The sequence below is a fragment of the Brachybacterium sp. J144 genome (genome assembly GCF_036321705.1).
Classification (GTDB): domain Bacteria; phylum Actinomycetota; class Actinomycetes; order Actinomycetales; family Dermabacteraceae; genus Brachybacterium.
In genome coordinates this window covers 25249-47309 of the sequence record NZ_JAZDCG010000003.1, presented here as the reverse complement: position 1 = coordinate 47309, position 22061 = coordinate 25249, and the positions used below count along the sequence as shown (strand labels likewise).

Annotated in this window: 18 protein-coding genes; 6 read left to right on the top strand and 12 right to left on the bottom strand. The window is 73.8% G+C overall.

Annotated elements, in window-relative coordinates; all coding sequences use genetic code 11:
- Window position 1 precedes the first annotated feature (1 nt).
- On the top strand, window positions 2-2029 hold the full coding sequence (locus V1260_RS02055) for a DUF6541 family protein (protein ID WP_329745134.1): 2028 nt from the start codon (window positions 2-4) through the stop codon (window positions 2027-2029).
- A 62-nt stretch (window positions 2030-2091) separates the two neighbouring features.
- Here V1260_RS02055 and V1260_RS02050 read toward each other — a convergent pair whose 3' ends face one another.
- The 12 genes from V1260_RS02050 to V1260_RS01995 all read right to left on the bottom strand — a co-directional run bounded on the left by V1260_RS02050 (window position 2092) and on the right by V1260_RS01995 (window position 15609).
- Window positions 2092-3219, bottom strand: a complete 1128-nt coding sequence (locus tag V1260_RS02050; protein WP_329745133.1) for a glycosyltransferase family 1 protein — start codon at window positions 3217-3219, stop codon at window positions 2092-2094.
- Window positions 3216-5021: an ABC transporter ATP-binding protein gene (locus V1260_RS02045; RefSeq protein WP_329745132.1), complete on the bottom strand. Its 1806-nt coding sequence runs from the start codon at window positions 5019-5021 to the stop codon at window positions 3216-3218. Before V1260_RS02045 ends, V1260_RS02050 begins: the two co-directional genes overlap by 4 nt.
- Window positions 5018-6592, bottom strand: a complete 1575-nt coding sequence (locus V1260_RS02040) for a glycosyltransferase (protein WP_329745131.1) — start codon at window positions 6590-6592, stop codon at window positions 5018-5020. Before V1260_RS02040 ends, V1260_RS02045 begins: the two co-directional genes overlap by 4 nt.
- Window positions 6589-7596: a Gfo/Idh/MocA family protein gene (locus V1260_RS02035; protein ID WP_329745130.1), complete on the bottom strand. Its 1008-nt coding sequence runs from the start codon at window positions 7594-7596 to the stop codon at window positions 6589-6591. Before V1260_RS02035 ends, V1260_RS02040 begins: the two co-directional genes overlap by 4 nt.
- A 2-nt stretch (window positions 7597-7598) precedes the next feature.
- A complete protein-coding gene (locus V1260_RS02030; protein ID WP_329745129.1) occupies window positions 7599-8708 on the bottom strand; it encodes a DegT/DnrJ/EryC1/StrS family aminotransferase in 1110 nt (369 codons plus the stop codon).
- Complete coding sequence (locus V1260_RS02025) at window positions 8705-9412, bottom strand: acyltransferase (RefSeq protein ID WP_329745128.1); 708 nt, start codon at window positions 9410-9412, stop codon at window positions 8705-8707. The genes V1260_RS02030 and V1260_RS02025 overlap by 4 nt, the downstream gene beginning before the upstream one ends.
- Window positions 9413-9607: 195 nt before the next feature.
- The gene (gene purE, locus V1260_RS02020; RefSeq protein WP_329745127.1) at window positions 9608-10120 is read right to left on the bottom strand and encodes a 5-(carboxyamino)imidazole ribonucleotide mutase; all 513 of its coding nucleotides are present in this window, start codon (window positions 10118-10120) and stop codon (window positions 9608-9610) included.
- Complete coding sequence (locus V1260_RS02015; RefSeq protein WP_329745125.1) at window positions 10117-11319, bottom strand: 5-(carboxyamino)imidazole ribonucleotide synthase; 1203 nt, start codon at window positions 11317-11319, stop codon at window positions 10117-10119. Before V1260_RS02015 ends, purE begins: the two co-directional genes overlap by 4 nt.
- 10 nt (window positions 11320-11329) lie before the next feature.
- On the bottom strand, window positions 11330-12709 hold the full coding sequence (locus V1260_RS02010; RefSeq protein WP_329745124.1) for an ATP-binding protein: 1380 nt from the start codon (window positions 12707-12709) through the stop codon (window positions 11330-11332).
- Window positions 12710-12712: 3 nt separating this feature from the next.
- Complete coding sequence (locus V1260_RS02005) at window positions 12713-13408, bottom strand: response regulator transcription factor (protein ID WP_329745123.1); 696 nt, start codon at window positions 13406-13408, stop codon at window positions 12713-12715.
- Between the two features lie 48 nt (window positions 13409-13456).
- Complete coding sequence (locus V1260_RS02000) at window positions 13457-14611, bottom strand: adenylate/guanylate cyclase domain-containing protein (RefSeq protein ID WP_329745122.1); 1155 nt, start codon at window positions 14609-14611, stop codon at window positions 13457-13459.
- Between the two features lie 8 nt (window positions 14612-14619).
- Window positions 14620-15609, bottom strand: coding sequence for a biotin--[acetyl-CoA-carboxylase] ligase (locus V1260_RS01995; RefSeq protein WP_329745121.1), 990 nt, complete (start codon window positions 15607-15609; stop codon window positions 14620-14622).
- A 150-nt stretch (window positions 15610-15759) separates the two neighbouring features.
- Between V1260_RS01995 and V1260_RS01990 the strand changes: the two genes are divergently transcribed.
- The 5 genes from V1260_RS01990 to V1260_RS01970 are packed head-to-tail and all read left to right on the top strand — an operon-like array spanning window position 15760 to window position 22006.
- Window positions 15760-17349, top strand: coding sequence for an acyl-CoA carboxylase subunit beta (locus tag V1260_RS01990; protein WP_329745120.1), 1590 nt, complete (start codon window positions 15760-15762; stop codon window positions 17347-17349).
- On the top strand, window positions 17346-17657 hold the full coding sequence (locus V1260_RS01985) for an acyl-CoA carboxylase epsilon subunit (RefSeq protein ID WP_329745119.1): 312 nt from the start codon (window positions 17346-17348) through the stop codon (window positions 17655-17657). Before V1260_RS01990 ends, V1260_RS01985 begins: the two co-directional genes overlap by 4 nt.
- Window positions 17658-17710: 53 nt before the next feature.
- Entirely contained in the window at window positions 17711-19411 is a 1701-nt protein-coding gene (locus tag V1260_RS01980; protein ID WP_329745118.1) for a DUF885 domain-containing protein, read from the top strand.
- The gene (locus V1260_RS01975; RefSeq protein WP_329745117.1) at window positions 19408-20172 is read left to right on the top strand and encodes a Maf family protein; all 765 of its coding nucleotides are present in this window, start codon (window positions 19408-19410) and stop codon (window positions 20170-20172) included. The genes V1260_RS01980 and V1260_RS01975 overlap by 4 nt, the downstream gene beginning before the upstream one ends.
- A gap of 55 nt (window positions 20173-20227) precedes the next feature.
- Window positions 20228-22006, top strand: coding sequence for an acetyl/propionyl/methylcrotonyl-CoA carboxylase subunit alpha (locus V1260_RS01970; RefSeq protein WP_329745116.1), 1779 nt, complete (start codon window positions 20228-20230; stop codon window positions 22004-22006).
- Window positions 22007-22061 lie beyond the last annotated feature (55 nt).

The window sequence follows — 22061 nt, the reverse complement described above, 5'->3', positions numbered from 1 at the left end:
CGTGGGCGAGCTGATCGACGCCGCTCTCCCCTGGGGGGTGGCGATCGGCTGCACCCTAGCACTGCTGGTCCTGCCCGGATGGGGGATCCTCGTGCTCGCCCGGGTGCCGATCCGTCGTCGCTACGGCCTCGCGCCGCCGGTCACCGTCGCCGCCCTCACCGTCACCTCCGCGCTCGCGAAGCTGCTGGGACTGCCCTATGACCGTGCGGTCGTCGCGGTCTCCCTCGCCCTCATGCTGGTCCTCGCCGCGCTGCTGGGCCGCACCGTGTGGACGCAGTCGACCTCCCCCGTGCTGCAGCCCCTCGACCCGCACCCCGAGGCGGATCCGGCGAGCGTCGGCCACCGTCGCGGGGTGCGGCTCCTGGCGCTGGCCGCCCCGCCGCTGCTGTCCCTGGGCGTTGGGCTCGCCTCCGTGGTCCCCGCCGTCCGCGCCATCGGCGATCTCGACGAGCTGCCCCAGCCCTTCGACGCCTTCTTCCACCTGTCCGCGCTGCAGCAGGTGCGCAAGGGCGGCGACGCCTTCCCCTTCACGGCCCTCGGCCCGCTGTACGACCGCGAGGTGGTCCCCTACCCGGTGGGCTGGCACTCGGTCGCCGCGCTGCTGCCCGGGGACGTGGTGACCGCCGCGAACAGCCTCGTCGTCGCGACGCTGATGGTGCTGCCGCTGACCATGCTCGCCCTGATGGACCAGGTGCTGCCCCCGGGGCAAGACCGGCGGGCCTCTCTCGCGGCCCTGCTGCTGCTGCCGGCGCTGGCGACCTTCCCCTCGATCCTGCTGCGCGCGGGCCTGTGGCCCTACGCCCTCGGCGTCGCCCTGCTCCCGGCCCTGCTCGCCGCCCTGCTGCACCTGCGCCACGGCCGCCGTGCCGATCCGCATCTCACCCGTTCGATCGTCGTGCTCCTGGCGACGGTGGGCGGCACCGCCGCGACGCATCCCTCGACCGCCTTCGCCCTGCTGCTCATCGCGCCCGTGCTCCTGGCCGATGCCGTGCGCGCCGTCCGCGTCCCCGCGGAGCGGCGCCGCGGGATCGCGCTGCTGATCGTCTACGCCCTCGCCCTGGGTCTGCTCGCGCTGGTCACCGCCTCCCGCTACGGGACCATGTCCTCCTTCTTCGGACGGCTCGAATCCGGGGACGTGCTCACCGCCCTCGGGGTCGTGCTGACCGACCGGCCGGCCTTCGGCGAGCTGGTCTTTGCCCCGCAGTGGGCGCTGCTGCCGTGGCTCCTCGCCGCCTGCGGGCTGGTCGCGGGGATACGGCGCCGCTCCGTGACCGTGATCGGCCTGGGCGCGGGTCTCGCCGCGGTGGTGCTGGTCATGGTCGCCGCGCTCGTCCCCGGCCCGCTCGGGCCGCTCCTGACGTGGCCCTGGTACGGGGACCGGGAGCGCCTCGGGCCGGTCATGGCGATCGGCGTGGTCGCGCTCGCGGGGGTGGGCATCCAGGCCCTCCTCGCCGCCGCGCGACGACGGCGGGAGCGGGAGCCCTCCGGCACGATGGCGGGCCTGCTGGGCGCTCCGCTGCTGATCGCCCTCGTCATCGTGCTGGTCCTCGCGGGCACCCTCCCGGCCGGGCGCGTCGGGACGCTCGCCACCGCGACGTACCACCCGGAGGGCACGGCCTACAAGATCTACGTCTCGGAGCAGGAGGAGGAGTTCATCCGACGGTCGGCGGAGCTCCTCCCCGCCGACGCGGTGGTCCTCGGCGATCCGCGGGACGGCACCACGCTCTACTACGCAGTCGGCGATCGGGAGGTCGTCTTCCCGTACCTGCAGCCGCCCTCGGACGTCCCCCGCAAGCGGGTCGCGCGCTACGCCGACCAGATGGACGAGGTGCCGCGGGTGTGCGCGGCGCTCGAGTCCACCGGCGCGGACTACTTCTACCGCGACACCAGCGCCGACTCCGGTCGCGCCGGTGCCGATGCGCAGCAGAACGAGGAGTTCGCGGGGCTCGACGCCCTCGACACCGACGAGATGGTGCTCGTGGCGCGCGAGGGCGACTACGCCCTGTACCGCCTCGACGTCTCCTGCTGAGGCGTTCGCGCCGTCCTCCCCCTGCCGAGCCCGCGGACCCCTCCGCGGAGCCCCGGGGCGCCTCAGCGGGAGACGATCGCGGTGATCGCCCGGTCCCAGGCGGCGACCACGGCCTCCGCCCCGACCTGCTCGGCGATCGCGTCAGAGTTCGCCTTGAAGCGGGAGACGTCCTGCGCGGCGAGCTCGTCGATCGCGGCGGCGACGTCCCGGGCGGTGAAGCCAGCCGCGACCACGCCGAGGTCGTGCTCGCGCACGTGGTCGGCCATCTCGACGCTCGGCCCCACCAGCAGGCCGAGCCGCGCCTGGGTGTAGTCGAAGATCTTGTTGGGCAGCGCCAGCTCGTGGTTGAGGTTGACCGGGGGCAGCACGTGCACGCCGACGTCGGAGCGGTTGAGGGTGCCGGCGAGCTCGCGGTACGGGACCGGGTCGTGCACGGTCACGCGACCGCTGCGCCGGCCGGCCTCGCGCAGCTCCTCGATGTAGGCGGGGTCGTTGGGGGCGAGGTAGAGGTCCAGGTGGACGTCGGCGGCGGCGAGCGCCGCGCCCTCGACGATGATCCCCAGATCGCGGTTGCGCAGCGCCGCCCCGGAGTGGACCAGGCGCAGCGGCCGGTGCACGGGGGTGGGGCGCAGGTCCGCGCGATGCGGGGCGGCGTTGGTGACCACGCCGACGGGATGCCCCACGAGCCCCTCGTACTCGCGGGCGATCGCGGCGGAGACGGTGGTGACCGAGGCGGCGCGGCGCACATGGCGCCGCACGACCCAGCGAAAGTAGGGCGAGACGAAGCGCCGCCAGGTCGGGTTCTGCGCGTGGAGGGCGGGGAAGAACTCGTGCAGGTCCACGTGGACCCGCTCGGCGGGCACGATCTCGAGGGCCAGCAGCACCGTGTCGGCGTCGTTCGCGATCACCGCGTCGAAGCTCCCGCCCAGGCGGGTGCGGGCCCAGGCGGGGCCCTGCTGCGACCAGTACACGCGGCGGAACCGCCGCAGCGCGGCGAGCTTGCCGTTGACACGGTTGACGGTGCCCTCCGGCACCTCCACGTGCTGCGCGACCCCGTCGGGGGCCGGACCGTACCCGCAGGTGGTGATGTCGAAGCGGTCCTGGAAGAGGGCGATCTGCTTGAGGATCCGGGCATCCCGCGCGATCGGCGAGAAGGAGATGATCAGCAGGGACGGGCGGGCGGTGGTCATCGCAGGGGCTTTCCGTCGGGGCCGACGAGGCCGGCCAGCTGGGCCTGGAGGGAGAAGGCGGGGACGTCGGCGACGAGCTCGTCGAAGGTGCCGACCGCCTGGACGCGGGCGTCCTCCATGAAGCAGATCTGGTCGAAGCCGCGGATCGTGGAGAGGCGGTGTGCGACGGCGACCACCGTCACCTCGCCGTGCAGCTCGGCGATGGCGCGGGTGATGGCGTCCTCGGTAGCGGTGTCGAGGGCGCTCGTCGCCTCGTCCATCACCAGCACCAGCGGGTCGCTGTACAGGGCGCGGGCGATCCCGAGCCGCTGCCGCTGACCGCCCGAGAGGGCCTGGCCCCGCTCGCCGATCCGGGCGTGGATGCCGCCGGGACGCTGGGTCACCGTCTCGAGCAGCTGGGCCTGCTCGAGGCAGCGCAACACCTTCTCCTCGTCGGCATCGTCACCCCAGGTGAGGGCGACATTCTGCGCGATCGTGGCGTCGAAGAGGGCGACGTCCTGGGGGACGTAGCCGACGCGCGAGCGCCAGGCCTTCAGCACCTCCTGCAGGTCCTGGCCGTCGAGGCGGATCCGGCCGTCCTCCGTGGTCAGCAGGCCCAGCAGCAGGTCGACAAGGGTCGACTTGCCGGCGCCCGAGCGGCCCACGAGCCCGAGCGAGGTGCCGAGCGGCACGGTGAGGTCGACATCCCGCAGCGCGGGCTTGTCGCTCCCGGGGTAGGTGAAGGAGACCTTCTCGAGGGTCAGCTCGCGGGGCCGCTCGGCCATCGGCGCCTCGCCGAGGACCTCCTGGTTGGCGATGAACTCCTCGGTGGTGTGGATGTCGCGGATGACCGCCTCGGCATGCGGGATGGCCGCGGCGGTGGTCGACATCAGGGTCTGGAAGCGGACGATCGCGGGCACGATCCGCAGCCCGGCGATGCCGAAGAGGGCCACGGAGCTGAGCGCCCCGGACATGCCGCCCTCGAGGTACGCGGTCAGCCCGACCACGACGAAGCCCAGCACGAGGGCCGCCTCGACGACGAACTTCGGGGCGGCCGCGAGGAACTGCAGGTTCGCGCGGGCCCGGGTGGAGAAGCGGCGGTTGTCGTGGACCACCTGGCCGACGGCATCGAGCTTGTCCCGCAGCACGATCTCCTTGAGGGTGCCGACCATCTCGGTCATCAGCCGGGCGACCCGGAAGGAGTAGTCGCGGGAGACGCGCCCGGCCTGCAGGGAGCGGCGGGTGATCACGAAGTACAGGAACAGCCCGACGACGCCGAGGTAGATCACCGTGACGGCGGCGGTCGAGGGCTGCGTGATGAAGAGGACCACGAGCACGGCGAGGGTCGTGCAGATCTCGCCCGGCAGGGAGGCGGCGGGGAGCAGCACGCCGGACATGGTGTTGGCGATGCCGACGTCGGCGAGGCGGACCAGCTCGGCGGTCGAGCGGCTGAGGCGGTCGGTCCACGAGGCGCGGATGAAGGAGGAGAACAGCCGGTCGCCGATGGCGAGCTCGTAGGTGGACATGCGGCGGGTCGCGATCCAGGTCCACACGAGCGCGATCACGCTCTTGGAGATCATCAGACCGGTCGCGACCGCGAGCACCGCGACCGTCCCGGTGCCGGAGACGTCCCCGATGAGCGGGAGTGTCACCGTGGTGGCCCCGCCGATCAGGGGCGACAGCACGAGCGCGAGGAGGCCCAGCGCCCCGACGTCGAGCAGGGCGAGCGCCGCGAGGGCGACTGCGTAGAGGCCGAGGAAGCGCTGTGCCCCGGTGGGCAGCAGCGGCAGCAGCTCGGCGACGGTGCGGCGGAGTCTGTTCACGCCGGTCCTCCTTCGGGGCGGGCGGTGCCGCCGGGGTGCGGACGGGCGGGACCGATCCAGCGCTCCTGGGCGGAGGCCAGGGCGTCGGGATCCCGGTCATGTCGGATCTGGGCACGAGCGGCCTCGCCCTCGGCGGCCCGGCGGCCGCGGTGGTCGAGGATCCGCCGTGCGGCGGCGGCCGGATCATCGGGGACGATCCAGCTCTCGGGGTAGACGGTGCGGGCGCCGCCGTGGGCGCGCACCTGGGGCCAGTCGCGCACCACGGGGACGCAGGCGGAGGCGGCGCCCTCGGCGACGGCCTCGTGGGTGCCCTCGATGACGGAGGCGGAGAGGATCCAGCCGCTGCGGGCGAGCACGGCGGGCACGTCCTCCCGGCGGCCCAGCACCCGCACGGCGTCTCCGGCCGCGGCGATGCGGGCGAGCAGGGCGCGGGCGCGCGGGGCGTCGGCCCCGGTGACGGCCGGCTCCTCCCCCACGAGCAGGAGGGTCCAGGGCGTCCCTGCGTCCTGCGCGCGCAGCTGCTCGAGCACGTCCAGGGCGAAGTCAGCGTCCTTGGCCGGTCCGGCCCACCCCACCAGGGCGAGGAGGCGGTCGCGGGAGGGCAGGTCCCCCGGCAGGTCGAGGGCCGGAGCCGGATCCGCGAAGCGCTCGAGGTCGAGGGCGTTCGCGGTGACCGCGGTGCGCGGCGCCGCGGCGAGACGCGGGGCGATGGCCACCGCGGCCTCGCGCACATGGGTGGCGACGAAGCACAGGGAGTCCACCCGCGCCGCGTCCAGCAGCTGCGGGTAGGCCGTAAGGATCTCGTACTTGTGGATCCGGACCGAGAGGGTCCTCGCGCCGCGGTCCAGGTGCGAGAACCAGGCGGCGACCTGGTCCCCCCACTCGACGTGCACGTGGTCGACACCCTCGAGCGCGGACGCGAGGACGGCGGGGACGGGCGCGGGGCGTCCGGTGCGCCAGGTGGTGATCGCGGCGCCGACGACGGTGCGCAGGGTGGGCCGCTCGGCCGCGGGCAGCTCGTCCGCGGTGAGGGTGCGGACCTCATGCCCGGCGGCGCGCCAGGAGTCCATCACGGGGCGCAGGAAGCTCAGTCCTCCCCCGCTCAGCACGAGCACGGTCGCGGGCCGGTCGGCGGAGGCCTCGGTGGGGCCGGCGGCGGACGCGGAGGGCTCCGGGGACGACGAGGATCCCTCGGGCCCGTCACCGGGGAGGCCGTCGACCCCGGCGGCGGGGACGCCACCCGGGCGGCGGAGCACTTCGCCGACCTTCCCACCGTCGAGCACCGAGAGCACGGCGGCAGAGTCCTCGAGCAGCGGCGGGATCGCGGCGCCGAGCGCGCGGCTGGGGTGCAGCAGGAGCACCAGAGCCTTGGTGAGGGCCTCCGCCGCGGTCTCATCCCGGCCCGCCCCGAGCTCCCGCTCGGCCTCGGCGACCAGCTCCCGTACGAGTCCCTCGACCTGCCGTGCCGGAGCCCCCGCCTCGAGGGCCGCGCGGGTGCGCACGAAGCGCGCCCGACGGCCCACCGCGCCCGGGATCGCGGCGAGCGCCCCGAGCAGGAGGTCCCGGATCACAGGGCGTCGAGCTCCACGACGCTGCCCTCGCGGGCGCTCTCGAGGACCGCCTCGACGGCGCGCACCGTGTGCAGGCCCTCGCGCATGGTGACGATGTTCGCGCTGTCGCCGAGGATCGCGTCGCGGAAGGCCTCGTGCTCGGTCGCGAGCGGCTCCTTGCGCTGCAGGGCGTAGGTGATCGAGTCTCCCTCGCTGACCCCGCGGAACGAGGCCATCGACTCCCACAGGTTCGTGGCGTTCTCCCCGTTGGCGTGGAAGGTGAGGTCGGCGTTGACGGTGTCCGCGACCAGGGCACCCTTCTCCCCCGTGACCACGGTGACCCGCTCCTTGAAGGGGGTCAGCCAGTTGACGAGGTGGTTGGTGATGGTGCCGTCGCGGAGCCGTCCCGCGACCGAGACCATGTCCTCGTCCTTGCGACCCGAGCGGCGCGTGGAGGTCGCGGCGACCTGGGCGTAGGGCGACTGGGCGACCCAGGCGGTGAGATCCAGGTCGTGGGTCGCGAGGTCCTTGACCACGCCGACGTCGGCGATCCGGGCGGGGAAGCCGCCCTGACGGCGGGTGACGATCTGGTAGATCTCACCGAGCTGCCCGTCGGCGATCCGGCGCCGCATCTCCTGCAGCGCGGGGTTGAAGCGCTCGATGTAGCCGACCGCTCCGACCAGGCCCGCCGACTCGAAGGCGGCGGTGATCTCCTCCGCCTCCCCGATGTCGAAGGCCAGGGGCTTCTCCACCAGGGTGTGCACCCCGGCCGCCGCGAGGGAGAGGGCGACGTCCTTGTGGAACTGGGTGGGCACGGCCACGACCGCGTAGTCGATGCCCGCGGCGATCAGCGCGTCCACGTCGGGCAGCACCTCGAGGCCGGGGGCGGCGCCGTGCGGGTCGCCGTAGGCGTCGGCGACCGCGACCAGCTCGACGCCCTCGAGGGCGCGGAGGTTGCGGGCGTGGTGGCGTCCCATCATGCCCAGGCCGATCAGTCCGGCCCGCAGGGTCCTCTTCTCGCTCATGCTCACACTCCTGCGGCGGCGACGGTGTTGACGGCGGCGACGATCCGGTCGCGGTCCGCATCGGACACGCTCGGGTGCACCGGGAGGGACAGCACCTCGCGGGCCAGCATCTCGGTGACAGGGAGCTCCAGGTCCACGGCGAAGGTGGCCAGGCGATGCACCGGCGTCGGGTAGTACACGCCGCAGCCCACCTTGTGCTCCTCCCGCAGCGCGGTCGCGAAGGCATCGCGCTCCGCGGCGGTCGCGCCCTCGATACGGATCGTGTACTGGTGGTAGACGTGCGTCGCTTCGGGCCGGACCACGGGGGTGACCACCCCGGTCAGGTGCGCGTCGAAGAAGGCGGCGAGCTCCTGACGGCGCACGGTCCACGCGCCGAGCTTGGTGAGCTGGACGCGGCCGATCGCCGCGTGGATGTCGGTCATGCGATTGTTGAAGCCGACGACCTCGTTCGCGTACTGCGCCTCCATGCCCTGGTTCCGCAGCAGTCGGATCTGCCTGGCGTACTCCGGGGAGTCCGTGGAGACCATGCCGCCCTCGCCCGAGGTCATGTTCTTGGTCGGGTAGAGGGAGAACATGCCGCCGCGCCCGAAGGTGCCGACCTGCGCGCCCTGCCAGGTGGCGCCGTGCGCCTGGGCGGCGTCCTCGAAGATCCACAGGCCGTGGCGCTCGGCGATCTCGACGAGGCGGTCCATCGGTGCGGGATGCCCGTACAGGTGCACCGGCTGGATGCCGACGGTCCGCTCCGTGATCGCGGCCTCGACCGCGGCGGGGTCCAGGGTGAAGGTCTCGGGATCCACGTCCACGAACACCGGCGTCGCACCGCAGGCGGCGACGGAGTTGCCGGTCGCCGCGAAGGTGAAGGAGGGCACGATCACCTCGTCGCCCGCCCCGAGACCGAGGGCGAGCATGCCCAGGTGCTGCCCGGAGGTGCCCGAGTTGACGGCCACGCACTCCCGGCCGCCGGCAAGCTGCGCCCCGAACTCCTGCTCGAAGGCCTTCACCTCGGGGCCCTGCGCGACCATCCCGGAGGCCAGCACGCGGTCGACCGCGTCCCTCTCGTCCTGCCCGATGATCGGCTTCGCCGCGGGGATCATGGCGGGTTCGGTGTTCATGCGGTGGGACCGTCCTGTTCGTCGGCGTGGGAATCTGCGGAGTCGTCGGGCTCGAGGGGAGCGGGGCGCGGGGCGCCCTCGACCGGGGCGGAGGCGAGCTGCAGCCCGCCGCTGGTCTCGTCGGGGATGTACCACTCCCCCGTCACCGGGCACACCCAGGCGTCGGTGCCGTCGGAGGCGGGCAGGAGCTTCTCCCCCGCGCGGCCCACCCAGCCGAGGCGGCGGGCCGGGACCCCGGCGACGAGGGCGTGCGGCGGGACGTCCTTGACCACGGTGGCGCCCGCGGCGACCATCGCCCAGGCGCCGATCGTGACCGGCGCGACGCACACGGCGCGCGCCCCGATCGAGGCGCCCTGCTCGCAGGTCACGCCCACCGGCTCCCAGTCGGAGGCGGACTTGGGGCTCAGGTCCGGGTTGACCGCGCGCGGGAAGTGGTCGTTGGTGAACACCGCCGCCGGGCCGACGAAGACGCCATCCGCGAGGACGGCGGGCTCGTAGACGAGCGCGTAGTTCTGGACCTTGCAGCCGTCGCCGAGGGTCACGCCGGTGCCGATGTAGGCACCGCGGCCGACGACGCAGTCGGCGCCGAGCTGCGCCCGCTCCCGCACCTGGGCCAAATGCCAGATCGAGCTGCCGGCGCCGATGGTCGCCTCGGGCGAGATGTCGGCTCCCGGGGCGACCCGGTAGTCGGGGGTGTCAGTCATGGGGACGACGATACCGTCCGGTCGGGCCCGCTCCCGGGATCGACGGCCCCGGGGCGCGGGCTGTCGCACATCTCGCCCCGCACCTCCGCGAACCGTTCACAGATCGTGGCCGCGACCTGCCCGTCGGACGGCCCGGAAGGCCCCGTCGCGCGCTCGGCTCGCCCCTCCGTCTTGCCTTTCCGTCGTGCCTCTCCGTTACCGGGACGCGCGCAGCGCCTCCCCCTTGGCGAGCGCGACCTCGCGCAGCTCGCCCTGGAAGGCGACCATCCGCGCGCGCAGGTCCGCGGCGCGCTCGTCGCCGCCCGCCGCGAGGATGCGGGCGGCGAGCAGGCCGGCGTTGCGCGCCCCGCCGATGGACACGGTGGCGACGGGGACACCGGCGGGCATCTGCACGATGGAGAGCAGGGAGTCCATGCCGTCGAGGTGCTTCAGCGGCACGGGCACCCCGATGACGGGCAGCGGGGTGAGGGAGGCGAGCATGCCGGGCAGGTGCGCGGCGCCGCCGGCCCCGGCGATGAGCACGCGCAGTCCGCGCTCGGCGGCGGAGCGGCCGTAGGCGACCATGTCCTCCGGCATCCGGTGCGCGGAGACGACGTCGACCTCGACGGGCACGTCGAACTCGGCGAGCGCCTCCTCGGCGGCGCGCATCACCGGGTAGTCAGAATCCGAACCCATCACGATGCCGACCAGGGGGGACAGTGTGCTCATGCGATCTCCTCGGAGGACGGTGCGGTTCCAGCGGGTCCCGGTGCGGGGACCCCGTCGATGATCAGCCGCTCGGCGCGGTGGGCGCGCGCGAGAAGGTCCTCGGCGTCCTCGCCCAGCAGGGTCACGTGGCCGATCTTGCGGCCCGGGCGCACGCCCTTGCCGTAGAGGTGGACCTTCAGAGCGGGCTCGAGGGCGAGGGCGGCGTGCATGCCGGGCACGAGGTCCGTCGCCTCCCCGCCGAGGAGGTTGACCATCACCGCCACCGGGGCGAGCGGGGTCGTGGCGCCGAGGGGGAGGTCGGCGACGGCGCGCAGGTGCTGCTCGAACTGGCCGGTGACGGCGCCGTCCATGGACCAGTGGCCGGTGTTGTGGGGGCGCATGGCGAGCTCGTTGACGCTCACCGTCCCGTCGGCGGTCTCGAACAGCTCGACGGCGAGCATGCCGACCACGCCGAGGTCCTCGGCGATCGCGAGGGCGAGCGACTGGATGCGCTCCTGCGCGGCCTCATCGAGGCCCGGCGCGGGGGCGACCACCTCGTAGCAGACCCCGTCCTTCTGGAGGGACTGCACGACGGGATAGGCGACCGCCTCGCCGTCGGGCCGCCGCGCGACCTGCGCGGAGAGTTCGCGTGCGAAGGGCACCAGCTCCTCGGCGAGGAGCTCGTCGTGCTCCCCGGCCCAGTCGGCGACCTCCGCCGGATCGCTGATCACACGCACGCCGTGACCGTCGTAGCCGCCGCGCGGGGTCTTCACCACGAGACGGCCGCCGGCCTGCGCGAGCGCGTCGGCGAGGTCCTCCGCCGAGGTGATCCGCCACCAGCGGGGGCAGGGGTGCCCGAGGGCGCTCAGCCGCTCGCGCATGACCAGCTTGTCCTGGGCGTGGACGAGGGCGGCGGGCCCGGGGCGCACGGCGACGCCCTCGGCCTCGAGTGCCTCGAGGATCGCGGTCGGCACGTGCTCGTGGTCGAAGGTGACGGCGTCGACGGCCCCGGCGAGGCCGCGCACCGCCTGCTCGTCGTCGTGCCGGCCGATCCGGACCTCGCCCGCGACCGCCGCGGCGCTCTCGGCGGGATCGGTCGCGAGCACCGTCGCGGGCAGCCCCAGCTCGATCGCGGGGCCGAGCATCATGCGGGCGAGCTGGCCGCCGCCGACGATGCCGAGACGACGAGCGGGGGGACGGGGCGCGGGATCGGGGAGCACGCGGGACAGTCTAGGTCGCGTGCGGGTCCTGGCCCGCGGGCGTCCGCACGGTCCGACCGCGGGAGCGGCGCCGCACCACGGAGCCCTGCGGGAGCCGTCCCAGCTCGCCGCCGTCCTCGTCCCCGCCCAGGTCGGGCTCGTCCCCCGGGGCGGAGATGAGGAAGACGCCGAAGGTCGCGGGACTCTCGGTGAGCAGCTCGAGGCGTCCTCCGTCGTCCTCCACCAGGGTGCGGGCGAGGGCGAGCCCCACGCCGGTGCCGGTCGAGGAGCGCCCGGACACGGAGCGCTCGAAGATGCGCGAGCCGAGCTCGGGGTCGATGCCCCGCCCCTCGTCGGAGACCTCGATGACGGTCGAGTGGTCGTTGCGCCGCACCTTGACCAGGGTGCGGCCGCCGCCGTGGGCGAGGGCGTTCTCGATGAGGGTCGCGATGACCTGGGTGAGGGGACCCTGCGATCCCCACACCGCCGCGGTGCGCGGCACCTGGATGCGCAGCTCGCGGCCGGCCCGGCGGTAGGCCGGGGACCACTCCTCGGACTGCTGCGTGAGCACCGTGCGCAGCTCGACGACGCCCGGGGTGCGGCGCTGCGAGGAGCGGGGCGCGTTGATCAGGTCGTGGACGACCTCGGTGAGGCGGTCGATCTGCTCGAGCGAGATGCGCGCCTCCTCCCGCACCCATTCCTCGGAGCTGGTCGCCAGGATCTCGTCGAGGCGCATGGACAGCGCCGTGAGCGGGGTGCGCAGCTGGTGCGAGGCGTCGGAGGCGAGGCGGCTCTCGGCCTCGAGCCGCTCGGTCAGCATGGCGCCCGAGCGGGCGAGCTCCTCGGCGACGTCGTCGATCTCGGAGATCCCGGACGGCTTCCAGGGACCGCGGGCGCGGCCGCCGCCCATCTCCTCGGCGCGGCGGCTGAGGCGGGCGAGCGGCATCGAGATCCGCTGCGCCTGCCAGAGCGCGACGGAGACGCCGATCGACAGGGCCGAGAGCGCGGCGACGGCGATCAGCACCCAGGCGCTGGCCGTGTGGGCGCGCACATCGGACTGCGGGATGAAGACGGTGATCTCCTGGCCGTTCGTGCCGAGGGTGCGCACCTCGATCGCGCCCTCGCCCGGCGGATCGCCGGCCCGGACGGTGAGGTCGTCGACCTTCACCTCGATCGCGATGTTCAGGTCGAGCTGCTCGTCGACCCGCTGCTGCAGCATCGCCTCATCGATGGGCCGGTCCTCGCTGAGCCGCTCCTCGGTGTCGATGCGGACGGTGTCCAGGATCCGGTTCGCCTCGCTGTACAGCTCCTGCCGGTTGAGGTTCAGCCACGACCACCCCAGCGGGATGCCGAGCAGGAGCACGGACAGGACCACGGTGATCAGCGTGGCCTGCAGCACGCGCTGCCACACGCGTCAGGCCTCCGTGCCGGTCTCGAAGCGGAAGCCGACTCCCCTCACCGTGGTGATCCGGCGCGGGTTGGTGGCGTCGTCGCCGAGCTTGCGGCGCAGCCAGGAGATGTGCATGTCGAGGGTCTTGGTGGAGCCCCACCACTCGGCGCCCCACACCTCCCGCATCAGGTCGTCGCGGGTGACGACGCTGCCGGCCTCGCGCACCAGCACGGTGAGCAGGTCGTACTCCTTCGCGGAGAGCGCGAGCTCCTCGCCGTCGACATGGGCGCGGCGCGCGGCGACGTCGAGGTTCACGCCGTTGACGTCGAAGGCGTCGCCGCTCTCCTCCATCGCCTGCGAGCGGCGCATGAGGGCGCGGATGCGCGCCTGCAGCTCGCCGAGGCGGAAGGGCTTGGTCACGTAGTCGTCGGCGCCCGCGTCGAGCCCCACCACGGCGTCGACCTCGTCGGCCCGCGCGGTGAGGATCAGGATCGGCGACTCGAGCCCGCCCTTGCGCAGGCGACGGGCGACCTCGAGGCCGTCCAGGTCGGGCAGGCCGAGATCGAGGATCACCACGTCGATCGGGTCGCTGCCCGCGGCGATCGCGAGGGCGTCCATGCCGCGCGAGGCGCGCGTGACGGTGTAGCCCTCGCGGTCCAGGGCACGGGAGAGGGGTTCGGCGATGGCCGAGTCGTCCTCGACGAGAAGCAGTCGTGTCACGCGTTCCATCCTAAGTCCGTGCCGTCGGCGGGGCGGGCCGCCAGGGTCTCACAGTCCCAGGTCGAGCGGAGCGGAGCGGTCCCGCCGCATCTCCATCACCCGCACCGTGCCGATGCCGTGCAGCTCGACCTCCTGCCCCTCGTCGACCGCGAAGCCGCCGGGCAGCGCCCGCTCGATCGCGGCGGCCGTCTCCTCGTCGACCATCACCCCGCCGGGCCGGGCGACGGCCTCGAGCCGGGCGGCGAGGTTCACCTTCGGGCCGAAGACGTCCCCGTAGCGGGAGAACATCGAGCCCCAGGCCATGCCCACCCGCACGGGCGGCAGGCCGGCCTCCGCGGAGAGCACCTCGGCGAGGCTCATGGCGATCTGGGCGCCATCCTCGGGCGTGTCGGCCAGGAACATGATCTCGTCGCCGACGGTCTTGACCACCCGCCCGCCGCCGACGGAGATGATGTCCCGCCCCAGGGCCTCGAAGCGGCCCACCACGTCGGCCAGCTCGGCGCCCGAGAGGTCCTGGGCGAGCCGGGTGAACTGGACCAGATCCGCGAAGCCGACGGCCCGCTGCAGCGGGAACAGCTCGTCGGTGTCGCGGTGCAGCACCTCGGAGCCGGCGCGGGCCGCGAAGGCCGCGAGCTGCCGCCGGAAGGCGAACATGACCTGCGACTCGAAGGTCTCCAGCAGCTCGGGCAGCACCTCGAGCATCCGCTGGCGCGCCTCGGCGTCGTCGAGGCCCTCCTCGTTCTTGCCCTCGTCGACCAGTGCCTCCGTGATCCACATGGCGAGGCGCCCCATGTGGAAGCCGAGGCCGCGGGTGATCGAGGCGAAGGCCCGCTCGGAGAGCGTGCCGTCTTCGACGATCGCCGCGAGGTCGCCGATCGAGTAGGCGTCCTCCTCCGTGAACACGACGGTGTCCTCGTCGACGGGGGTGAAGCCGAGGGAGCGCCAGTACACGGCGGTCAGCCGCTCGGGGATGTCCTGCTGCTCGGCGAGATCGCGGCGCGAGTACTCGCGCGGCCCCTGCAGGAGCACCTTCTCGAGGGTGCCGACGCTGCGTCGCACGGCCGCGAAGCGCCGGTTGAGGTCGAGGATCTCCTGGGTGTCCAGCGGCGTCTGGTCGAGGTCGGGCGAGGCGCCGACGGGCAGCGGGAGCTCGCCGGTCGGGAGCCTCCCGCCGGGCGCGTCGCCGCGCTCGATGTCGTCCATGCCGCTCGTCACCGCGTCCGGTCCTCCTCGTGCTCTGCTGTCTGATCCCGCTGGTCCTGGCGGTCCTGTCGTCCGGTGCGGGGCGCCGCCTGCGGGTCCGGGCCGACGGGGTCGTCGGCCCGCAGGTGCCGCACGTCGCCGACGCCCACGATCCTCCGGCCGCCTCCCGCGAGGTCCACGACCAGCCCTCCGTGCGCGTCGATCGCCCGGGCCGTGCCGTGCAGCGTCGCCGGCGTCGCCTCCGACGGCCCGTCGGCCCCCAGGGGGTCGACCCGCACCGCGCGCCCCAGTGTGAGGCACGTCATACTGTAGCGGTCCGCGAGACCGGATGCTCCCGCGTCCCCCTGGGCGGACTCGAGGGCGCCGAGCTCGTCGTGCAGGGCGAGGGCGAGGGCGCGCCCCAGCTGCACGACCAGGGCCTCCGCCGCGATCGGATCCGCCTCCGGACCCTCGAGGGGGCCGCCCTCCGCGACAGGCGCCGCCGCCGCGGGAAGCAGGCCGCCGGGGCCGCGCAGCCAGGCGACGCCGGGGACCTCGGCGCCGTCGGCGTCCCGCACCGGACCGCGCACGTTGATCCCGAGGCCGATCAGCACGTGATCCGCGCCGTGCCCCTCGACGAGGATGCCGCCGAGCTTGCGGCCGTCGGTCGTGTGCAGGTCGTTGGGCCACTTGAGGCCCAGCGCCACGGGCTCCGCGGCCGCCCCGGCCGCACTGTCGCCGCACACCTGATCGACGGCGGCGAGCGCGGCGAGCCCCGCGAGATGCGGGATCCACGTGCGGCGCGCGAACGGCAGGGAGGTGCGATGGGCGTAGGTGAGGTAGAGCCCCGCGGCGGGGCTCGCGAAGCGGCGGCCCAGCCGACCCCTCCCGGCCGTCTGCGCCCGCGCGGTCAGCACGAACGGCGCGCTCTCGCCGGCGCGGAGCCGGCGCACGGCCTCGTCCTGCGTCGAGGCGACCTCGCCGAGGCGCTGCGGGACGGGGGCGTCGGGACGGGACACGGGGCGGGACCTCTGCTTCACGGGCGGGCGGGACGGCCGACGCGGCCCGGCACCGGGCGGCACAGGGGCCGTCGGCGGCGAGGGGTAGCGTAGTATCCCCGTGTTCTTCACCCCGATCTCGCGGCCGCTCCGGCCGTGGCAGGAGGCCCCGTGACCGACGCCCCGCGGCCGCTCACCACAGCTCAGCGACTCGCGGATCTCCGCGACCGGGATGCCGCGGCGGTCGCCGCGGCCGACGAGCTGGCGATCCAGAAGCAGCACGCCCGCGGCAAGAAGACGGCTCGCGAGCGCATCGCCGACCTGCTCGACGACGGCTCCTTCGTGGAGACAGACCGCTTCGTGCGCCACCAGGCCCACGCCTTCGGCATCGACGCGAAGCGCCCCGACGGCGACGGCATCGTCACCGGCCACGGCACCATCGACGGCCGCCAGGTGTGCGTCTACTCGCAGGACTTCACCGTCTTCGGCGGCTCGCTCGGCGAGGCCCACGGCCGCAAGATCCAGAAGATCCAGGACCTCGCGCTGCGCACCGGCGTGCCGATCATCGGGATCCTCGACGGCGGCGGCGCGCGCATCCAGGAGGGCGTCGCCTCGCTGGCGATGTTCGCCGGGATCTTCAAGCGCAACACCCGCGCCTCGGGCGTCATCCCGCAGATCTCGCTGATCATGGGGCCCGCCGCGGGCGGCGCGGTCTACTCCCCCGCGCTGACCGACATCATCGTGATGGTCGAGAAGACCTCGCACATGTTCATCACCGGCCCGGACGTGATCCGCACCGTGACCGGCGAGGACGTCGGCTTCGAGGAGCTCGGCGGGGCGCGCACCCACTCGACCCGCTCCGGAGTCGCCCACTACATGGCGCCCGACGAGGCCGAGGCGATCGAGTACGTCAAGGACCTGCTGAGCTACCTGCCCGCCAACACGCTCAGCCCCCCGCCGTCCTTCCCGGTGCGCTTCGACGAGGCGCCCACCGCGGCGGACACCGCCCTGAACACCCTCGTGCCGGACTCCCCGAACCAGCCCTACGACATGCTGACCGTGCTCCGCGCGGTGCTCGACAACGAGGAGTTCCTCGAGGTCCAGCCGCTGTTCGCGCGGAACCTGCTGGTGGGCTTCGGCCGCGTCGAGGGGCACAGCGTCGGCATCATCGCCAACCAGCCGAACCACCTCGCGGGCACCCTCGACATCGACGCCTCCGAGAAGGCGGCCCGCTTCGTGCGGCTCTGCGACGCCAACAACATCCCCGTGCTCACCTTCGTGGACGTCCCGGGATTCCTGCCCGGCACGGACCAGGAGTACGGCGGCATCATCCGCCGCGGTGCCAAGCTGCTCTACGCGTACGCCGAGGCCACCGTCCCGCTGATCACGGTGATCACCCGGAAGGCCTACGGCGGCGCGTACATCGTGATGGGCTCCAAGGAGCTCGGCGCGGACGTCAACCTCGCCTGGCCCACCGCGCAGATCGCGGTGATGGGCTCTCAGGGCGCCGTGAACATCCTCCACCGCCAGTCGCTCAAGCGCACCGGCGAGGAGGGCGGGGACGTCGCCGCCGAGCGCGCCCGCCTCGAGGCCGAGTACGAGGAGCAGTTCGCGACGCCGTACACCGCCGCCGAGCGCGGCTGGATCGACGGGGTCATCGAGCCCTCGCAGACCCGCCTCGAGGTCGCGCGCGCCCTGCGCGCCCTGCGCACCAAGCGCGATGCGCTGCCCACCAAGAAGCACGGGAACATCCCGCTGTGACCGCTGCGGGACCAGCCATCGCACTGGAGGCGTCAGGGGCATCGGAGGCATCGGAGGCGTCGCCGGCCGTCGCGCCCCGCGCGGACGTGCGGCTCGTCGCCGGGCGGCTCGAGCCGGCCGAGCTCGCGGCGATCGCCGTGGTGGTCTCCGCGATGAGCGTGACCAGCCGCCTCGAGGCGGAGGAGCGGTCGCTCGCCGTCGGCGGCGGCGCCGAGAGCGGCTGGGCCGCCCCCGTCCACACCCATGCGGGCGGCCATCGCGAGCGCCTGCACCCCTCGGCCTCCGCCTGGATGCTCGCCGACCGCTGAGCCGACGCTGCGACGACCCGTGCGCGACGGCCCCGGCCCCTAGACTCGCCACCATGTCGCACCCCACGCCGGCCGCCGGCCGCACGCCCACCGCCCTGGACGCCCTCGCCGACGCGTACGTCGACCGCAGCGCCCGGCTCGATCCCTTCCTCGCCACGCAGATCGGCGTGAGCGGCCACGACCACGAGGTCACCGACTTCTCCCCCGCCGCCTTCGCCGAGCGCTCCGAGGCCGCCCGCTCCCTGCTCGCCGCGATCGCCGAGGTGCCCGACGAGGACGCGACCGACGCGGTCACCCGGGCGGCCCTCTCCGAGCGGCTCGGCCTCGAGCTCGAGCTGTCCGCCCGCCGCCTCGACGCCGCGACCGTCAACAACCTCGCTTCCCCGCTGCAGTCGCGGGACGTGCTGGACCTGATGCCGACCGAGACCGCCGAGGACTGGGAGGTGCTCGCCGAGCGCCTCGCCGGGATGCCCCGCTCGATGGCCTCCTGGGCCGACTCGCTGCGGGAGGCGGCCGAGCACGACGTGCTCTCGGCCCGCCGCCAGCTGCTGCTCGGCGCCGAGCAGGCGCGCGGCTTCGCGGCCGACGGCGGCTTCTTCGATTCCTTCGCGGACCAGGCGGTCGGCGAGCAGCCCCTGCGGGACCGGGTGCGGGAGGCGGCGGAGTCCGCCCGCACCGGCTACCTCGAGCTCGCCGCGACGCTCGAGGAGCTCGCGCCGCGCGCCCCCGAGGCGGACGCCGTCGGCCGCGAGGCCTACCAGCTCTCCAGCCGGGTCTTCCTCGGCACCGAGATCGACATCGAGGAGACCTACGCCTGGGGCGTCGAGCAGCTGCGCGCGATCGTCGCCGAGCAGGAGGAGGTCGCCGCGCGGCTGAACGAGCGCTACGGCACCGGCGGCGGCGACTCGGTCGAGGCCGCGAAGGAGGCCCTGAACGCCGATCCGGAGCGGATCCTGCACGGCACCGACGCACTGCAGCAGTGGATGCAGGAGCTCTCGGATCGCGCGATCGCCGACCTCGCCGGGACCCGCTTCGACATCCCCGAGCCGCTGCACCGGCTCGAGTGCCGCATCGCGACCACCGGATCGGGCGGCATCTACTACACCGGCCCCAGTGAGGACCTCACCCGGCCCGGGCGGATGTGGTGGGACGTCCCCGCGGGCACGACCGAGTTCCGCACCTGGCAGGAGACCACCACCGTCTACCACGAGGGCGTGCCGGGCCATCACCTGCAGGTCGGCGTCCAGACCCTCCAGGCGCAGCAGCTGAACCGCTGGCGCGCGCTGATGTGCTGGGTCTCGGGGCACGGCGAGGGCTGGGCCCTGTACTCCGAGCGCCTCATGGAGCAGCTCGGATACCTCGAGGACGACGGCGACCGTCTCGGCATGCTCGACGCCCAGCGTCTGCGCGCGGGCCGCGTGGTCCTCGACATCGGCCTGCACAACGGCCTGGCGATGCCGGAGGGCGTGCCGGGATCCGCCGCCGGGGCCTGGGACTACGGGAAGGCCTGGGACTTCATGAGCGCCCACTGGGGCATCGGCGAGGCGGAGCAGCGCTTCGAGCTGCACCGCTATCTCGGCTGGCCCGGTCAGGCGCCGTCCTACAAGATCGGGCAGCGCGTCTGGGAGGAGCTGCGGGACCACGCCCTCGCGGGGTCGACGGAGGATCCCGAGCAGACCCTGCGCGACTTCCACCGTCGGGCGCTCGAGCTCGGCAGCCTGCCCCTGTCCGTCCTCCAGGAGGCCCTGCGATGACCCAGGTCGGAGCCCCGCTCGACCACGATCCGCTGCTGCTGCTCGCCTCCGCCTCGGCGGGACGGCGGGCGACCCTCGCCGCCGCCCGTATCGAGCACGGCACCCTCCCGGTCGATCTCGACGAGGACGCGCTGCTGGATTCCGCGCGGACGGCGGCCGCGCTGACCGGCGACGCGCTGAGCCCCGCCGAGCAGGTCCTGCTGCTCGCTCGCGCGAAGGCCGAGGAGGCGACCCGTCGCAGCGAGGGCGGCTATGTGGTGCTCGGCTGCGACTCGATGCTCGAGCTCGACGGCGAGGTGATCGGCAAGCCGCACACCGCCGAGCGGGCGCGCGAGCGCTGGCGGGCCATGCGCGGCCGCACCGGCGTGCTCCACTCCGGTCACTGGCTCGTGGACGACCGCGACGAGGAGGACGGCGGGACCGGTGCGACCTTCGGCGCGACCGCGAGCTGCTCGGTCTCCTTCGCGCAGCTCACCGACGAGGAGATCGACGCGTACGTCGCGACCGGGGAGCCGCTCGGCGTCGCGGGCGGTTTCACGATCGATGGCCTGGCCGGTCCGTTCATCGAGGGCGTCGACGGGGACCCGCACGCCGTCGTGGGCCTGTCCCTGCCGCTGCTGCGCCGGCTGCTCGCCGGGATCGGCCTGGGGGTCCACGAGCTGTGGGAGGACGGAGCGCTGACGGCCGACGGAGCGGGTGCGGTGGACGTCGAGGACACCGCGGCCCCGGAGGACCCGACGGCGGAGCCGTCCGCTCCCTGAGGACGCTCGGTACTACACTCGATCTCTGCTGACTCCCGGAAGGATCCCTCTCCCCATGGCCTCACGCTCCGCCAAGCCCCGCCCGCTGTCCACGGTGCTCATCGCCAATCGTGGAGAGATCGCGGTGCGCGTCGCGCGGGCCTGCCGAGACGCCGGTCTCCGCTCCGTGGCGGTCTACGCCGAGCCGGACCGTGACGCGCTGCACACCGTCATCGCCGACGAGGCCTATGCGCTCGGCGGCACCACCGCCGCGAGCTCGTACCTGGTGATCGACAAGATCCTCGACATCGCCCACCGCTCGGGGGCCGATGCGATCCACCCCGGCTACGGCTTCCTCTCCGAGCGCGCCGACTTCGCGCAGGCCGTGATCCACGCGGGACTGACCTGGATCGGTCCCAGCCCGGAGGCGATCGAGAAGCTCGGGGACAAGGTCTCCGCCCGCCACATCGCGCAGAAGGCGGGGGCCCCGCTCGTCGCCGGCACCAAGGATCCGGTGCAGTCCTCCGACGAGGTCGTCGACTTCGCCCGCGAGCACGGGCTGCCCATCGCGATCAAGGCGGCCTTCGGCGGCGGCGGCCGCGGTCTGAAGGTCGCCCGCGAGGAATCCGAGGTGCGCGAGCTGTTCGACTCGGCCGTGCGCGAGGCCGTCGCCGCCTTCGGCCGCGGCGAGTGCTTCGTCGAGCGGTACCTCGACTCCCCCCGTCACGTCGAGACCCAGTGCCTCGCGGACATGCACGGCAACGTGCAGGTGGTCTCCACCCGTGACTGCTCCCTCCAGCGCCGTCACCAGAAGCTGGTCGAGGAGGCGCCCGCGCCCTTCCTCACCCCGCAGCAGAACGCCCAGCTGATCTCCTCCTCGAAGGCGATCCTGCGCGAGGCGGGCTACGTGGGCGCCGGCACCTGCGAGTTCCTCGTCGGCGCCGACGGCACCATCTCCTTCCTCGAGGTGAACACCCGCCTTCAGGTCGAGCATCCCGTGACCGAGGAAGTCGCCGGAGTCGACCTGGTGCGCGAGCAGCTGCGGATCGCCGCCGGCGAGCGCATCGCGGACACCGACCCGGCGGTGCGCGGCCACTCCTTCGAGTTCCGCATCAACGGCGAGGACCCGGGCCGCGGCTTCATGCCCGCCCCCGGTCGCATCCAGCGCTTCGACGCTCCCTCCGGCCCTGGCGTCCGCGTCGAGACCGGCGTGCGCGCGGGCGACGAGGTCTCCGGCGCCTTCGACTCGATGCTCGCCAAGCTCGTGATCACGGGCGCGACCCGCCAGGAGGCGCTCGAGCGCTCGCGGCGCGCGCTGGCCGAGTTCCGCATCGACGGCATCCCGACGGTGCTCCCCTTCCACCGCGCGGTGGTCGAGGATCCCGCCTTCGCCCCGGAGGATCCGACCGAGCCCTTCACCGTCCACACCCGCTGGATCGAGACCGAGTTCGCGGGCGACCTGCCGGCCGCCCCGCTGCCGGCCCAGCCCGAAGAGGCCGAGGACCGGGAGTCCGTGGTGGTCGAGGTCGACGGCCGACGGGTCGAGATCTCCCTGCCCGCCTCGCTCCGCGCCCCGCAGGCCGCGGTCCGCTCGCGCCGCAAGCCCGCCCGCCGCGGCGGCGCGGAGGCGGTCGCGAGCGGCAACAGCGTCGCCGCCCCGATGCAGGGCACGATCGTGAAGATCGTCGCCGAGGAGGGGCAGCACGTCGCCGACGGTGACCTGCTGGTCGTGCTCGAGGCGATGAAGATGGAGCAGCCGCTGACCGCCCACCGCTCGGGCGTCGTGACCGGGCTGTCCGCGGAGATCGGGGCGACCGTCTCCGCCGGCGCCGTGCTCTGCACCATCGAGGACTGATCCGCCCCGCCCCTCGGGGTGACGGCGCCCCGCCCCAGGTGGCTGCGCCCCGCCC